The sequence below is a fragment of the Parerythrobacter aurantius genome (assembly GCF_045291475.1).
In the GTDB taxonomy this organism is placed as follows: domain Bacteria; phylum Pseudomonadota; class Alphaproteobacteria; order Sphingomonadales; family Sphingomonadaceae; genus Parerythrobacter; species Parerythrobacter aurantius.
Map to the genome: position 1 here is coordinate 171,769 of NZ_CP147985.1, position 15,507 is coordinate 187,275.

General features: G+C 65.1%; 10 protein-coding genes. 5 read left to right on the plus strand and 5 right to left on the minus strand.

The features are described 5' to 3' along the window. Positions 1 to 138: 138 nt before the first annotated feature. Together WAB17_RS00950 and WAB17_RS00955 are read right to left on the minus strand one after the other, a co-directional pair. The gene (locus tag WAB17_RS00950) at positions 139 to 1,161 is read right to left on the minus strand and encodes a phytase (RefSeq protein ID WP_435418175.1); all 1,023 of its coding nucleotides are present in this window, start codon (positions 1,159 to 1,161) and stop codon (positions 139 to 141) included. Next, on the minus strand, positions 1,161 to 3,518 hold the full coding sequence (locus WAB17_RS00955; RefSeq protein ID WP_435418176.1) for a TonB-dependent receptor plug domain-containing protein: 2,358 nt from the start codon (positions 3,516 to 3,518) through the stop codon (positions 1,161 to 1,163). Before WAB17_RS00955 ends, WAB17_RS00950 begins: the two co-directional genes overlap by 1 nt. Positions 3,519 to 3,688: 170 nt before the next feature. Here WAB17_RS00955 and WAB17_RS00960 point away from each other — a divergent pair, with 170 nt between their 5' ends. Then, positions 3,689 to 5,182, plus strand: a complete 1,494-nt coding sequence (locus tag WAB17_RS00960; RefSeq protein ID WP_435418177.1) for a carotenoid oxygenase family protein — start codon at positions 3,689 to 3,691, stop codon at positions 5,180 to 5,182. A 76-nt stretch (positions 5,183 to 5,258) separates the two neighbouring features. On the opposite strand, the gene WAB17_RS00965 is transcribed toward WAB17_RS00960, so the two are convergent. Then, positions 5,259 to 6,077: a universal stress protein gene (locus WAB17_RS00965; RefSeq protein ID WP_435418178.1), complete on the minus strand. Its 819-nt coding sequence runs from the start codon at positions 6,075 to 6,077 to the stop codon at positions 5,259 to 5,261. Between the two features lie 482 nt (positions 6,078 to 6,559). Between WAB17_RS00965 and WAB17_RS00970 the strand changes: the two genes are divergently transcribed. Continuing rightward, complete coding sequence (locus WAB17_RS00970) at positions 6,560 to 7,060, plus strand: hypothetical protein (RefSeq protein ID WP_435418179.1); 501 nt, start codon at positions 6,560 to 6,562, stop codon at positions 7,058 to 7,060. 123 nt (positions 7,061 to 7,183) lie between these two features. On the opposite strand, the gene uvrC is transcribed toward WAB17_RS00970, so the two are convergent. Then, positions 7,184 to 9,160, minus strand: coding sequence for an excinuclease ABC subunit UvrC (gene uvrC, locus WAB17_RS00975; RefSeq protein ID WP_435418180.1), 1,977 nt, complete (start codon positions 9,158 to 9,160; stop codon positions 7,184 to 7,186). Positions 9,161 to 9,377: 217 nt separating this feature from the next. On the opposite strand from uvrC, the gene WAB17_RS00980 reads away from it, so the two are divergent. Beyond that, positions 9,378 to 11,081 (plus strand): WS/DGAT/MGAT family O-acyltransferase, encoded by a 1,704-nt coding sequence (locus WAB17_RS00980; protein WP_435418181.1) that lies wholly within the window; start codon positions 9,378 to 9,380, stop codon positions 11,079 to 11,081. Then, the gene (locus WAB17_RS00985; protein ID WP_435418182.1) at positions 11,078 to 11,878 is read left to right on the plus strand and encodes an esterase/lipase family protein; all 801 of its coding nucleotides are present in this window, start codon (positions 11,078 to 11,080) and stop codon (positions 11,876 to 11,878) included. The genes WAB17_RS00980 and WAB17_RS00985 overlap by 4 nt, the downstream gene beginning before the upstream one ends. Positions 11,879 to 11,900: 22 nt before the next feature. Here the strand turns inward: WAB17_RS00985 and WAB17_RS00990 are convergent, their stop codons facing one another. Further along, the gene (locus tag WAB17_RS00990) at positions 11,901 to 15,002 is read right to left on the minus strand and encodes a hypothetical protein (RefSeq protein ID WP_435418183.1); all 3,102 of its coding nucleotides are present in this window, start codon (positions 15,000 to 15,002) and stop codon (positions 11,901 to 11,903) included. A gap of 233 nt (positions 15,003 to 15,235) precedes the next feature. Here WAB17_RS00990 and infA point away from each other — a divergent pair, with 233 nt between their 5' ends. Continuing rightward, complete coding sequence (infA, locus tag WAB17_RS00995) at positions 15,236 to 15,505, plus strand: translation initiation factor IF-1 (protein ID WP_176272837.1); 270 nt, start codon at positions 15,236 to 15,238, stop codon at positions 15,503 to 15,505. Positions 15,506 to 15,507: the final 2 nt, after the last annotated feature.

Consider the following 15,507-nt stretch of genomic DNA (forward strand, 5'->3'; position numbering starts at 1 on the left):
ACGGCATGAAAGAGCCGGTTCGAGGCTAGCAGGCGCAGGGCGTGTAGGACAATCCCTTCGCTTGCAGGTAGAACCTGACGAGAAAGACCCCGCTCCCACGGGCACCCGGTTCTATCCAACCAGCCTTTTGCTGCCCCCTCAGTCCCCCAGCGCGTCTTCGATCGCGCCCAGCGGCACCAGCTTGAAGTTCTGCGCATTTGTGCCGTTTCGGCCGTCTTGCGCGATGAAGATGCCGCGGGGAAACGCTGGGCCGAAATCGCCGCGCTTTGCTTCGATGCCGTCGGTTTCCTCGGTCGCGCCGAATGCACCGGCTGCGATGCGGAAGCGGCCAGCCGGGGTCATGCCGGGCAAGGCAAAGCGCATGTAGGTGTTGTCGCCCTGGCTCGAGGCATAAAGCCAGCCGCCGGTCGTACCCTCAGGGATCAGGGCGAGCCCTTCGACATCTGCGACAAGCAGCCTGTTGTCGATCGGCGCGACCATTTCGCCGGTCGTTGCGCTTGCGCGAAAGCGCCAGATGCCGGCGTCTTCCTCGGCGATGTAAAGCGTGCCGTCTCGCGTATCGATAGCACAACCTTCAGGCTGGGTCGGGACGCGCATGGTACGCAGCAGCTCTGCTGAAGGCGTGGTGCCAAGCGTCAGCCGGTATTCGCCGATCACGCCCTGCTTGGGCACGGCATAGGCAATCAATTGGCCGTCCCGTTGCCATACGCAGACCCCGTAGGCCTCGCCCACGCCCGATGCGACACGACCAAGCGACACCAGCTGCGCGGTAGCGGTGTCGAGCCGGAACAGCGCGAAATGCGCATTGGCGAGGTCGCTGCGGTCGCTGGCGACGACAATCACCCCTTGCGCACCCATGTCGACCAGATCGACATTGTTGAGACCCGGCGCGACGACGAAGTGCTTCTTCGCGCCCTTCAGGTCGTAGACGTAAAGCCCGCTCTTTTTATCGGTGGCGACAATCAGGCTCGCGGCCGGATCGGCAGCATTGCGCCAGATTGCCGGATCGTCCGCCGCATCCTCGTTCGCGGTCCCGACCGGCACCGTTTCCGCCACCGCAGTGACCGGCACTGCCGGATCGCCGGTGATCGCGGGGACGCTTGCGCACGCCCCCACGATCCCCATCGAACCCAGCGCGAAGGCCTGGAAGCCGATCCGCATCAGAATGCGTACCGGGCGACGATCTGGAACACCGGCCCGGCGCGCTCGCTTTCCAGCTCATACTCGTCGAAATCGCGGTTGATCTGGTCGGCAACAGTGGCGAACTTGTTGAAGTCTTCGTCCTTGGTACCGTCGAGCAGGTTCGATCCCACCGCACGAATGGTGAAGCTGTCGCCGAAGCGCTTCTCGATGAAGACTTCGAGGTCCGCGCCATAGCGGGTGAAGATTTCCTCGCCCACGACCCGGCCGAAGGCCTCGCCCTGCTTGCGATAGGTCGCCCCGAAAGCGGCACCAAGGCTCGGCAGGTTCTGGATTGCGCCGAAGTTGTAGACGTACTTCGACTGGTCATTGAAGCGGCGTTCGCCAAACTCGTCGGTGATGTTGCTGTCTAGGATGGCGAGGTTCCCGAACACGCCGGTGTCGGGCAGTCCCATAAAGGCGAGGCTGAAAGAGGCGTCGAACTCGATGCCGTAGACCTCGCCGTTGCCGGTGTTTCGCGGGGTGTAGATAAAGGTGCCCGGCCCTTCCGAACCTTCGAACGGGTTGCCACCCGCATCGCGCACGGTCGCCAGTTCCGTCAAGTTGCTGACGTCACGGTAAAACACATTGACCCCGATCACCCCCGTCCGGCCGATCCGGTGCTCATAGCCCAGATCTCCGCCCCAGGCAGTTTCCGGGGCAAGCTGCGGATTGCCGAGAAAGTCGTTGTCGCCGAATTCGGCTTCCAGCAGGCCCGGGGTGATGAAATCGAACCGCGGACGGCGCAGCGTGCGCGCACCCGACAGGGTGATGCGACCGTCGCCGAGATCGATCTTGACCGAGGCCGAAGGCAGAAATGCGTCGTAGTCGGTTTCGGTCGTCTCGGCACCGCCGACGGTGAGGTCGGTCACGGTCACATCGGTGCTTTCCCAGCGAACACCGGCTTCGAAAGTGACGTTGTCGAACTCGCCCTCGATCAGGGCATAGAGATCGCGGCGGTCTTCCGAAATGGTGTTGAACGCGGTGTCGCCCAGCGCCGGGAAAGGATCGGGAGCGAATTCGCCGGGGTTACGATTGAACTGGTCGTAGCCCTGACGATCGGCTGCAGTCAGGTTGAAACGGCTGCGCACTTCCTGCAAGCGGAAGTCGCGATCCTTGTTCTGAAGGAACCCGCCCACGGCGAATTCAAGTTGCTCGCCGATATTGAACTCCTGCTCGAGATTGACGAAGAACTCCTCGTCACGCGTGTCGCTTAGGATCAGGTCGCCGGTGAAACGCGGCGTGGTGCGGTCGAAATCGACCTCGTATTCGAACTCGTCCTGCAGATCGTCGAAGGTCGAGAACCCGATCCGCAACTTGGTATCGCCGAAGCCCCAGTCATGATCGAGCTTGCCTCCGATCGACCAGCTTTCGGTGGTGATATCGTTGATATTGGCATTGTCGGTCAACAGGTTGCCTGCCGGGGTGGCGCGCACCGGGCCGTTGATCGCGGTCGGATCGTTGTATTCGAAGGAGCGTTCGTCCTCGATCCGCTCGGTGCGGACGAAATTGCCGAGGATCTCGAATTCGGTGTCGCCGCTCTCGATGCCCCAGCTGGCGTTGAAGGCATAGTCTGTGCCGTCGCGCGTATCGGTCTGGTCTTCGCGGTTGTCGAAATCGTCGGTGGCGAAATCGGGGTTGTTCTCCGGCGAATCGCCGAACCGCAGGCTCGACTTGAGCTTGGGGTTGTAGCGGCCCTGGATGTTGGCCCCGAGCAGAACGCGGCCACCGGCCAATGCGCCGCCATAGTAGAAGCCGCCGCTCGGCTTGATCTCGCCGTCGTCGAACAGCAGCGCACCGCCGCGGACATATCCGCCATCGAGCGAGAAGCCGTCGCGCAGTTCGATGTTGAGCGAGCCTGCCACCGCATCGCCGGTGCGGCGGGCGGAAGAGGATCGCACGATCTCCACACGCTCGATCAGTTCGGCAGGAATGCGATCAAGGAAGAACGAGCGGTCGGTTTGCCCGCCGGGCACCTTTTCGCCGTTGATGAGTATCTGGGTGTAGCCCGGATCGAGCCCGCGCAGGCGCGCGCCGTCGCTTTCGATCACGTCGGACAGGAAAGTCACGCCCGGGACGCGCTTGAGCGCGTCACCGGCGGTCAGCGGTTCGAAGCGCTGGAAATACTCCTCGTCATAGACCAGCACCGGCTCGGCTTCCTCGCTGCGGTTGCGGAACCCGATCGAGCCCTGCACCACGATCTGGCGTGCGGTCTGGACTTCTTCGGACTCGTCACCGGTTGCGGCATCCTCTTGTGCATTTTGCGCCATGGCAGGCGCGGCAAGAACGGCGGATAGCGCGCCAGAGGCGCAGGCGAGGAAGAGACGCGATCGGATCATTGGAATTGAGCCCCTGTTGGCCGGTTGGATTGAGGGGCCGGTAGTCGCCGATGTTTGCGGCGTGGTGTCCTTGGCGCGTCTGCTGCGTGACGATTGTGACTGATCGCCGAACACGCACCCGCTTGCGCCGCATCACCATCCGCCTAGACTAGGACAAGGAGAGCCGCCTCATGCACATCACCCGCCAGCCGCCGCTGCGGTATTCGCTCGAACCCTCCAACCACCCCTATCTCTCGGGCGCGTGGACGCCGCTGCACGAGGAGGTGGACGTTCCCGAGCTCGAAGTGATTGAGGGCGAGATCCCGGCGGATATCGACGGCATCTACCTGCGCAATACCGAGAACCAGGTGCACCAGCCATTGGGCCGGCATCATCCGTTCGATGGCGATGCGATGATCCACCAGCTGAGCATTTCGGGCGGCAAGGCGAGCTATCGCAATCGCTTTGTCCGCACCCATTGCTTCGAGGAGGAGCAGATCGCCGGGCGGTCGCTCTGGGGCGGGTTGATGGACCCGGCGGGCACCTCGCTGCGGCCCGGCTTCGGCGCGCATGGGGGGCTGAAGGACACCGGCAGCACCGACATCGTGGTCCACGCCGGGGTCGCCTATGCCACGCTCTACCAGTGCGGCGAGGCGTGGATGGTGGATCCCGAAACGCTGGAGACGCTCGGCAAGGCGCCGTGGGGGCCGCTGGACGGCATCTCCGCCCATCCCAAGGTGGACGAGGGCACGGGCGAGCTGATGTTTTTCAACTACTCCAAGCACGCGCCCTACATGCATTACGGCGTGGTCGACCGCGCGGGGAAGCTGGTGCACTATGTCCCCATCCCGCTGCCCGGCCCGCGCCTGCCGCATGACATGGCGGTGACGCCGCACTGGTCGATCCTCAACGACATGCCGCTGTTCTGGGATGAGGAATTGCTCAAGCGCGATATCCACGCCGCGCGGCTGCACGAGGGGCTGCCGACCCGCTTCGCGCTGATCCCGCGATACGGCCAGCCCGAGGATATCCGCTGGTTCGAGGCCGAGCCGACCTTCGTGCTGCACTGGACCAATGCCTATGAGCTGGGGGACGAGGTGGTGCTGGAGGGCTACCACCAGTCCAACCCCATGCCGCCGCCGCTGGAAGAATTCGGCCGCTACGCCCACATGATGGCCTATGTCGACGAGCACAGCTTCGGCTGCCGCCTGCACCGCTGGCGCTTCAACTTGCAGACCGGCGAAACCCGCGAGGAGCGGCTGAGCGAGCGGATCGTCGAATTCGGCATGATCAACTCGCGCTTCGCCATGCAGCCGAGCCGCTATGTCTGGTCGACCACCAGCAAGCCGGGTTGGTTCCTGTTCAACGGCTATGTCCGCCACGATACGCAAACGGGCGAGGAGCAGGTCTACCAACTGCCCGAAGGCGTCTATGCCAGCGAAAGTCCGATGGTGCCGAGAAAAGGTGCCACCTCCGAGGATGACGGGTACTTGGTCACCTTCCTGATCGACGAGAACACCGGCACCTCGCAGGCCGCGATCCTCGACGCATCGGACATTACCAAGGGCCCGATCTGCCGCCTCGCCCTGCCGCACAAGCTGTGCAGCGGCACCCATTCGACCTGGGTCGATCGCGGCCAGCTGGAGGCGGACAAGGCGTTCCGCCGCGCGCGGCTGGCGGCCTGACCCCCGGCAAGCACCGACCCGGCGCGGACCTCTCCTCCCCCGCCGGGCCGATGCCCTCCCGCCCCCGGGGGGCTGCCTAGTGCGCCATGACCAGCGGCACCTCTACGCCGGTCAGCATGTCGCGGGTCGCCCCGCCGAAGATGCGCTCGGTCAGGCGCATGTGGCCATAGGCACCCATGACGATCGCGCCGGCCTTGCGCGTGGCGGCCGCATCGCGCAGCACCTCGGCCACCCGCCGCCCTTCGCGGGGCAGTTCGACAAGCTCGCAGCCTATGCCGTGGCGCGAGAGATACTCGGCGCCGCGCAAGGGCGGCAGGTCGTAGAGATCCGTCTCCCCTTCGCGCTCCCTGACACAGGCCAGCGTAACCTTCGACGACATGGCCAGGAGCGGCAGCGCCATGCGCAGCGCCCGCGAAGCCTCCGGCGAACCGTCCCACGCGACCAGCACGGGGCAGCGCACATCGAAGCGTCCCCGGTCCTCCGGCACCACCAGCACCGGGCAGCGTGCATGCAGCACGAGGTCACCGACCGTCTCCGATGGCCCGCGCGAGGAAAATTGCGGCTCTGCGGCGCCGACTACGATCACGTCGCTCAGCACCGAATGCCGCAGCAGCACGCTCGATGGGGTGCCTGCACCCTCGATCCATTCGAACGGCACATCCTCATTGGCAAGATCGGCCTCGGTCCGCTTGCGCAACGCCTCTGCCATTTCGCGCCACACCGGCATCATCGAAGCAAAGGTCGCGCCATAGAGATCGCCCGGCATCCCGGCATCGACAGGGATCGCATAGACGATGGTGACGTGCCCGCCGAACGCCCTCGCCAGGTCGAGCGCGACTTGGAGACGCGCTTCGAAACCGGCATCGTCATGCGCGTGTACGGTGATGACTTTCATGGGCCGTCTCCTGCTTAAATGCCGGATGCCTCATGCGAAGCGCGGGCGCATTGACGTGCATCAATTCCCGGTGCGTCCGCAAAATTTGAACCCGGCAACACCCTGTCCGTTCGGCGCATCCCTCGCACGACTTGTCTGGTTGGGCTTGCTACAGAAATGAAAGTTAGAAAATTTTCGTCAATTAAATAATATTTTTTGGTAAACGGTTATAAAAATACAGTATCTGCAATTCGAATCTTTCTATTACAGAAAAATGGATATTTTTCAATAGATTGTTCTAACATCCTACCTGATAGTTTTTTATTGACGCAGGATCTTGATTGTATTAACCTTCCCACCGCGAATGAAGATTTCCGCAGCTTCTCCTTCGCTTAAGAGATCGACCGAGAGCATCCCGCGAAACTAAGGGTCGCGATTGATCAGGGTCGTAACAGTGCGGATTCCATTGGCCGGTCATCCAACTTGAACAAGAGGATGATCACATGAAAAACCTGGTACTTGCTGCATTGGCAGCTTCTCTCGCCCTGGCACCCGGCGGGACCCTGGCCCAGCCGGAAGATATCATCGTTTCGTCGGCACGCCCTATCGACCAGTTCGTCGAAGACGTTTCGCGCGACCTTGATCGGCAACTGAAGCGGCAGGGCGCGCCCTATCCCCACTTCGCTGAAACCGGGCTGACGCAGGTCTTCTTCGAATGCGGGGCCGACGGCAAACCCACCAATATCCGCGTGGGCAGGAAGTCGGGACTGTTCGCAGGCAGCACCGCCCGCAAGGCAGTTGCCAAGCTTCGCTCGCTCCACCCCCTGCCGCAGGGCGTCTCGCACGACCAGACCTTCCTGGCCAACGTCATCATCGCATCCGATCGTGACCAGTTGGAAGACATAACCGAAGAACTGCAGAAGCTGGAAAGGGAGCGGATCGCGGCGGAACGCGGCGGCCGCAAGGTCTTCGCCTTCACACTGCGGGTTTCCCCGAAAGCCTGATCCCCTCGGTCAGGTCAGCCTTGGCACTGCCAAAGGACCGCGCTGCGGGCGGGCCGGTGGCGGTGCCATCCTTCTGTGGCTTCCCGACCAATCGCCCTTGCGGCTGCGCATTTGCCGGCCGCGTCAGCCCCCGGCGTGGTAGAAATCATAGACCTTGCGCGCCACCGCATCGCTTACGCCCGGTGCCCGTTGCAGGTCTTCCAGCGCGGCCGCCCGCACCTTGCTCGCCGTACCGAAGTGCAGCAGGAGCGCGCGCTTGCGGGCCGGACCGATGCCCGGGATCTCGTCAAGCGGCGACGCCGTGATAGCGCGGCTGCGTTTCTCGCGGTGGGCACCGATGACATAGCGGTGAACCTCGTCGCGCAGGCGCTGCAAGTGGAACAGCAGCGGCGAATTGACCGGTAGCGTCTTCTCGCGCCCGTCGGGGAAGTGGAACACCTCGCGGCCCTCTCTGCCGTGGTCGGGGCCCTTGGCGATGGCGATCAGCGGAACATTCTCGATCCCCATTTCCTCGAGCGCGTTGCGCACTGTGCTCATCTGTCCCTTGCCGCCGTCGATCAGGACGAGGTCGGGCCAAAGGGTTTCGTGGCTGTCCTTCCTGCCCGGCGCGGCGTCGCCCTCGCCCTCTTCCGCCAATTTCCGAAACCGCCGCTGCATCACCTCGCGCATCATGGCAAAATCGTCGTTCGACTGCGCCTCGCGGATGTTGAACTTGCGGTACTGGTTCTTGAGGAACCCCTCCGGCCCGGCGACGACCATCGCCCCCACCGCCTTGGCGCCCTGGATATGGCTGTTGTCGTAGATCTCGATCCGCTCGGGCGGGTTGTCGAGTTCGAGGAATTCAGCCAGTTCGCGGTTGAGCTTCGCTTTGGTACCGCTTTCCGCCAGCCGCCGCTCCAGCGCCTCGACCGCATTGCGCTGGGCCTGCTGCATCAGCCTCCGCCGGTCGCCGCGCTCGGGGATCGACAGGCGCACCTTCCGCCCCGCCAGCTCGCTGAGCGCCGCTTCGATAAGTTCGCTTTCGGGCAATTCGCGGTCGACCAGTACGGTCGGCGGCGGGGGCACTTCCTCGTAGAACTGCAGGATCACGTCGGCGAGCACCTGCGCGTCCTCGATCTCGCGCGTGTGGCTGGGGAAGAAAGCGCGGTGGCCCCAGTTCTGGCCGCCGCGGATGAAGAAGCTCTGGATGCCGACCACGCCGTTCTTGTTGGCGAGCGCAAAGATATCCGCATCGCCCACCCCTTGCGCGTTGATCGCCTGGCTGCCCTGGATGAAGGTCGCGGCGCGCAGCCGGTCGCGCAGGATTGCGGCGGTCTCGAAGTCGAGCTCCGCCGCCGCCCTGGCCATCTGTTTCTCGAGCCCCTGCTGCACCTGGCTCGACTTGCCGCCGAGAAAATCCTTCGCCTCCTGCACCAGCGCGGCATAGCCGTCTTTGTCGATCCGCCCGACGCAAGGCGCGCTGCAACGCTTGATCTGGTAGAGCAGGCACGGCCGGTCGCGGTTGGAGAAGAAGCTGTCGGTGCAGCTGCGCAGCAGGAACAGCTTCTGCAGCGCGTTGATGGTGGTGTTGACGCTGCCCGCGCTGGCGAAGGGGCCGTAGTAATTGCCCTTGGCCCGCCGCGCGCCGCGATGCTTCATGATCCGCGGAAAATCATGTTCCGCCCGCAACAGGATGAAGGGGAAGCTCTTGTCGTCACGGAGCAGCACGTTGAACGGCGGGCGGAACCGCTTGATCAGCTGCGCTTCAAGCAGCAGCGCCTCGGCCTCCGAATTGGTGACGACGATTTCCATGCTGCGGCACTGGCTGACCATGCGCTGGAGCCGGCCGGAGAGCTGCTGGACCTGCGTGTAGTTGGCCACCCGCGCCTTCAGGCTGCGCGCCTTTCCCACATACAGCACGTCGCCGCGGGCATCGATCATGCGGTAGACGCCGGGGCGCGGCTTCAATGTCTTCACCGTCTCGCGGATCGCCTCGACACCGGCCTTCAGGTCCGGCTGGGCCGAGGCGACCGTATAGGCCGCGCGCTCCTCGTTGAAGCGCTCGGCTCCGCGGGGGTCGTGAGGAGTTCCGGCCGAGGAAGGTTCGCGTGTTCGGGCCATGGCCGGGACGATTTAGGGTGCCAGTCCGCTGTGGGAAACCCCTCCCTAGGGGAAGCTGTTGACGGGGGCGGCAGCTTGACGCCACGCCGCTAACTGTTACCCCCGGAGTAACAGACCTGCAAAAGCAGGCATCGCCGCGCAATATTCGTTCGGAGGGAGCGAGGGCCGGTATCCGCGCTCAAGCAGCGAAGCGATAGCGCGGAACAAGGACAGGAGGATGCCTTTGCGCCAGTTGCAGGGGATGGATGCGTCCTTCGTGGCGCTGGAAAGCCCGACTTCGCCGATGCACATCGGCTCGATCCTGATCTACAATCCGGAAACGGCGCCGGGCGGCTTCGTCCGCTTCAAGGATATCCTGCAATTCTTCCGCAGCCGCATGCAGCTGAGCCGCACGATCCGCCAGCGCATGGTGCGGGTCCCGTTCGACCTCGACTATCCCTACTGGATCGAGGATCCGGACTTCGACCTCGAGTATCACGTCCGCCACATCGCCCTGCCGAAGCCGGGCGACTGGCGCCAGCTGTGCATCCAGGCCGCGCGCATCTTCGCCCGCCCGCTCGACCTCAACAAGCCGCCATGGGAATTCACCGTGGTCGAGGGGCTGGATAATATCCCGGGCGTGACCCCCGGCAGTTTCGCCATGGTGACCAAGGTCCATCACGCCGCGATCGATGGGATGAGCGGCATCGACCTGATGGAGGCGATGCATACGCTCGACCCCCATGCCCCGCCGCCCAACGCGCCCGACGAGTGGAAGCCCGAACGCATTCCCAGCGCGGCCGAACTGCTGGGCAAGGCCTATATCGGCGCCATCGCCAATCCGGTGAAGCAGATCGAGGTCGCCGCCAAGGCCGCGCCCGGCCTCGCCAAGGCGATCAAGGGCCTGCTGGCGCAGGACTTCAAGCTGTCGAGCGACATGGTCGCCCCGCGCACGCGCTTCAATCGGAAGGTCTCCGCGCACCGCGTGGTCGAGGGGCGCAGCGTGCCACTGGCCGACATCAAGGCGATCCGTGCGCTCGATCCGGGCTGCAAGGTCAATGACGTTTTCCTCGCCATCATCGGCGGGGCGCTGCGCAGATACCTGCTGGCCAAGGACGATCTGCCCAAGGCGACGCTGACGGCAATGGCCCCGATCTCGGTCCGCGGCAAGGAAGAGAAGGGCGACATGGGCAACCAGGTCGCAGCCATGATCGCCCCGCTCGGCACTCATATCGAGGACCCGGCCGAACGGCTCAGATACGTTCACTCCAAGACGACCAATTCCAAGGCCATGAGCGACGCCATCGGCGCGCGCAACATGACGGAGATCAGCAAGGTCAGCCCGGCGCTTTACATGTCGCTCGGGGCCCAGCTCTATACCCGTCTCGGCCTCGCCAACCGTGGAGTCGGCCCGCCGTTCTCGACTGTGGTCACGAATGTCCCCGGCCCGCCGATCCCGATCTATTCGACCGGCGCGCGGCTCGAGAGCATGATGGGGCTGCTGTGCCTCAACGACGGGCTGGGCCTCGGCCATGTGGTGCAAAGCTATTGCGACGAGGCGACGATCAGCTTCACCGCCTGCCGGGAACTCCTGCCCGATCCTGAGTTCTATGTTCAGTGCATAGAGGACAGCTTCAAGGAAATGCTGGCAGCGAGCAAGGCGCTGGATGCAGCACCCGCCAAGCCGCAACCCGCGGCCACAAAACCTTCCGCAAGGAAGCCCGTCGCCAGGCAGGCGGCAAAGCCCGCGCCGAAAACCGCGCCGAAGCCCGCTTCGAAGACTGCGGCAAGGAAGCCGGCTGCGCGCAAGGCCAAGGCGACCAAGGTGCCAGCATCGGAAGCACTGACAAAGCTGAAGAAGACCACCAAACCGGCGACCGCCAAAAAGGCGGCGCTGCCTCGCAGGACGCCCTCGGGTAGCAAAGGGAACAGCAAGCAATGACCGCAGCCACCGCGACACTGGAGGGCGATGCCTCCATGGCCCGCCCTCCGCACAGACTGTTGACCCTGGCCGAACCCGGCCGGGCTTTGGGAGAGCTGGCCGCATTCTATGCCCTGCGACCCTTGCTCGGGCATCTGCCTAGGGGCGACGGGCATGGCGTGCTGGTGTTACCCGGTTTCATGGCTTCGGACGGATCGACCGCCCCCTTGCGGTCGCTCCTCGACGACCTTGGGTACCAGACGGCTGGCTGGGGCCTTGGCCGCAACGTCCGGGTGGACAACGCCCGCATCGAAGCCATGGCGAATTGCGTGGAAGACCTGCACGCCTCGTCGCGGGGCAAGGTGTCGATCGTCGGCTGGAGTCTGGGCGGCGTGTTCGCGCGGGAACTGGCCAAGCTGATGCCCGACAAGGTCCGCTTCGTCATCAGTCTCGGCAGCCCGATCAGCGATGATCGTAACCACACAAATGCGAGGCGGCTGTTCGAGTACCTGAACGGCAGGGAGCCCGAGCCCATGCGCGACGGCAGGTTCCGCCAGCTGGGCAAGGCGCCGCCGGTGCCGACCACCTCGATCCTGACCAAGACCGACGGCGTCGTCCACTGGCGCGGCTCGGTGCAGGCCGACGAGGGCGGGCAGACGGAGAATATCGAGGTTCTCGCCAGCCATTGCGGCCTCGGCGTCAATCCGCTCGTCGCCTATGCCGTCGCGGATCGGCTGGCGCAGGCCGATGGGGCGTGGCAACCCTTCGCCCCGCGCGGCCTCGCTTCGCTAGCATTTCCACGGACCGGGCTGAACTGACCGCTGCCCCGGTTGGGCAGTGTCAGAACAGCTTGCGGAATTCGATCTCCACAAACCGGCCGACCGGGTCGATCAGGGCAGGCTGGTAAGCCAGCGGCACTGCCCCGGTTTCGTCGGTAACGCGCTGGCGCGTGTCGAAGATGTTGTCGACACGCAGCGACAGGCGGGCGTTCTTGAAGATGCCGGGATCATCGCCGACGAGCCACTTCTGCTGGTCGAGCCCCATGAACATCCGCAGGTTGAGCGTACCGATATCGCCGAAGCGCAAGTCGCTGCTGCCCGGCAGGCCGCTGCCCCGCACCGTCGTCGCGGTGCGGTAGTTGCCCGACAGGCGGAATCCGATCCCGCTGAGGAACATGCCGCCTTCCAGCTCGAAGCTGTTGCGCGACACACCGCCGTTCGCACCCGTGGCGTCGCCATCGAGCAGGTCGAGCGTGGGTCCGCCGGGTGCGACCAGCACGGTGCTTTCCAGATTGACGGTGTGATAGAGCGACAGGCTCCAGCGCCCTTGCCCGTCGCCGCCGAAGCCGCCGGGACCGCCGCGGGGCGCGCCGCCACCCGCAGCCGGGGCAGCAACCGGCGCCGCACGTGGCGGAGGAGCCACGGCCGCAATCGTCTCGCCACCCTGGCCGCCGCCGCCCTGGTCTGTCGGCACGCCGCCGCCCTGTGCAGCGCCCGCCCCGCCCGGCAACAGGTCCGTCGGCTTGATCGCGCAGACCCGTTCGCGGAACTCCTTGAGGCGGGCCGGGTCGATCTGGCCGTCAGGCCCCCTGAGCTGGGCGAGCACTTCGGCCGGGATCAGCGAAAGATCGGCAGTGCCGGCCGGATCGTCGCAATGCAGGCCCTTCTGCATGTTGAGGAACACCTGCAGGTCCAGAGGTGCCACTCCGCCCGGGGTCGAGGGCGTGGCCGGGCTGGTCGGCGCACTTGCGGCGAGGTCGACGCTGCACATCCGCTGGCGCGCTGCGGCGATCTTCGCCGGATCGGGCTGGCCATCCGGACCGGCCAGCCGCTGCGCCATTTGCGGCGGCAATTGCGACAGATCGGGCATTTCGCCCGCAGGGGTCGCACAGAACTGCTGCTGCAACTGCTGGAAGCGCTGCGGGTCGAACCCGCCGCCGCCCGGCCCGCGGGCCGGGACAGGCGGGCCTGCGGCGCCATCGGCGAGGGGCTGGGAGGCTGGAGCGGTCGCCGCCCCCGACCCGCCGCGCGCCATAGCCGCGAAGGGACCACCGGCCGCCGCATTCGGGTTGGGTTTGCCAACTCGCCCGAACATGTTGAAACCGTAACGGATCCGGTTGCTGCGGATTTCGGCAAATGTCACCGGGCGCACATCGATCGCCGTCAACGCGCCGCCCGCGTCGCGGGTCACCCGCGATGCGAACGCCGCCTCCGTCGCTGCCGTCAGCTGGGGAAAAGCCGAGGTTACGTCGTTCGACCGGTTGTTGTAATATTCGACGACCAGGTTGGTCCGGTCGAAGAACGGCAGGTCGAGGTTAGCGGACAGCTTCCAGTCGCGCTGCGTTTCGGCCAGCAAGCCGGGATTGCCGCCGCTGGCCTGCGTGACCAGCACGGTCGTGCCGGTGGCGAAATCGAAATAGGGGACGTTGAACGTGTCGATGACCGGCGCACCGAGCTGCGTCAGGCTCGGCGCTTCCTCGCGCGTGACGTAGGAAACCTGCAGGGTCAGCGGCTCCAGCGGTTTCCAGGTGATGCCGGCGTTCCAGTTGGTCAGCGATCCGAAGTCCGACAGGTCCTCGATACCGCCCCCGATGCTCAGCGTGATGTCGCCGAGCGCCGCGCCGAAATCCTCCCGGCGGCTCGTTACGGGGATGCCAAGTGCGGCATTGCCTCGCCACCTCCGCCGGTCGAGCGAAAATCCGGACGTCGTGCTACGGGTATCGGTGCTGTCGATCCCGTTCAGCACGAATCCGGTGCTCAGGGTCAGGCTGGCTTCGCCCCCGGGCAGTTGCACCAGGCCGCCCTTCAGAGTGGCGAGGCTGTCGATACGGTAGGTCTTGTTGTCGGCGATGTCGGTGCCGGCAGCGGCCACCGAAGGCAGGGGACCTTCAATCGAGAGCGTCCCGGCCGCTGCGGCCGCGACCAGTGCGGAAGTGTCGCGGCGACGGTCGATCCGGGTCTGCGACACGCCGCGGTCGGCATCGAGCGTGACCTGCAGGTCGAACGCGCCGACATCGGTCGAAAGACCGCTGCCGAGAGAGTAGGTATTGCTGCGGGTCCGCCGCGCCAGCGGATCGGAGTCGAGCGTGCGCAGCGCACTTGCCCCGCCAGGCGCCGTAAGCACGACCGTGTCCAGCCCCGACAGCCCGCGGGTGACGCTGTTGACCCACCCGCCGTTGATCGTCAGCTGGGTGCGGGACCCCGCCCCGCCCAGCGTGCGCGTGGTCGTACCGTTGAGCTGCAGGGTGGAATTGCGGGACACCAGTGTACGGAAGGCGGCGGGGTCCGGGTCGCCGGCGACCAAGGGAAGACTTCCGGGCGTCTGGACGACCCCTCTTTCCGCCTCGGTCAGCCAGGTCGTGTTGCCATATTCGGCGCTGATGTTGGTCCGCTGCGGGCCGTTGATCGTCAGCATCGATCCGCCGATTTCAGCCGTCCGGTATCCGCCGGCGGTCGGCTGGCCGTATTCGAGCTCGGCTTCCTTGCTGCTGAAGTTGTTCTTGAGGATGAAATTGATGACACGCTGGTCCGGCTGGGCGCCGTATTTCAGGGCGACTTCTTCCGGCAGGACTTCGACCATGCGGATGGCTTCGGGCGGATAGCGCCGGATTTCCCGGAAGCTCGAAATCCGCTGCCCGTTGACGAGGAAGAGGGGAAATCCTCCGCGCCCCCGGCCGGCGCCGATCTGCGGTGCGAGCTGCGCCACAAGATCCTCGATCGAGCGCGCACCATAGGACGCGACCTGCGCCTCATCGAGTTTCACGACGGGGGCAGCATCGGTCTCGACCTGTCCGCGCACCCTGTCGGCAGAAACCACGATCTCCGGCGCGCCACCTTCGGCCGGGGCCGGAGCCGGGGCCGGTGCGTCTGGCGCCGGCTGGGCAGGCGCGGATGCATCCTGCGCCATGGCAGGAACGGCCAGCACGAGGGCGACGAGCGGCAAATATCCGAAACGGGACAATATCTTCCTACCTTTGGCAATCGTCCCCGTCCGGCGGCGTCTCTGACCTATCCGGCGGTCGAGCGCAACATGGCCGAAAGTATCGCCTTGTCGCACATCGGCGGGGGTGGTTAATTCGTCGAAAATGCCGTTCGACGCCTTGGGGTTCCCTTTTCGCCCCTGCGCCGCTAAAGGGCGCGCCACACTGCAACACTTCTCACGGAAACCCGGACTTTATGGCGAAAGAAGAACTCCTCGAAATGCGCGGCAAGGTGGTCGAACTGCTGCCCAACGCGATGTTCCGGGTCGAGCTCGAAAATGGCCATGAAGTGCTGGGCCACACCGCCGGCAAGATGCGCAAGAACCGCATCCGCGTGCTGGTGGGCGACGAAGTACTGTGCGAACTGACGCCTTACGACCTGACCAAGGCACGCATCACCTACCGCTTCATGCCGGGCCGCGGGGGCCCCGGCCAGAACGCGTCGCAGGGCCCCGGCCCGCAGTAATC

What these genes read in the sequence shown, in the direction of transcription:
- WAB17_RS00970 (WP_435418179.1), top strand. Translation starts at nt 6,560, where the DNA reads ATGAAAAACCTGGTACTTGCTGCATTGGCAGCTTCTCTCGCCCTGGCA.
- WAB17_RS00980 (WP_435418181.1), top strand. Translation starts at nt 9,378, where the DNA reads ATGCCTTTGCGCCAGTTGCAGGGGATGGATGCGTCCTTCGTGGCGCTG.
- WAB17_RS00950 (WP_435418175.1), bottom strand. Translation starts at nt 1,161, where the DNA reads ATGCGGATCGGCTTCCAGGCCTTCGCGCTGGGTTCGATGGGGATCGTG.
- WAB17_RS00960 (WP_435418177.1), top strand. Translation starts at nt 3,689, where the DNA reads ATGCACATCACCCGCCAGCCGCCGCTGCGGTATTCGCTCGAACCCTCC.
- WAB17_RS00985 (WP_435418182.1), top strand. Translation starts at nt 11,078, where the DNA reads ATGACCGCAGCCACCGCGACACTGGAGGGCGATGCCTCCATGGCCCGC.
- WAB17_RS00965 (WP_435418178.1), bottom strand. Translation starts at nt 6,077, where the DNA reads ATGAAAGTCATCACCGTACACGCGCATGACGATGCCGGTTTCGAAGCG.
- infA (WP_176272837.1), top strand. Translation starts at nt 15,236, where the DNA reads ATGGCGAAAGAAGAACTCCTCGAAATGCGCGGCAAGGTGGTCGAACTG.
- uvrC (WP_435418180.1), bottom strand. Translation starts at nt 9,160, where the DNA reads ATGGCCCGAACACGCGAACCTTCCTCGGCCGGAACTCCTCACGACCCC.
- WAB17_RS00955 (WP_435418176.1), bottom strand. Translation starts at nt 3,518, where the DNA reads ATGATCCGATCGCGTCTCTTCCTCGCCTGCGCCTCTGGCGCGCTATCC.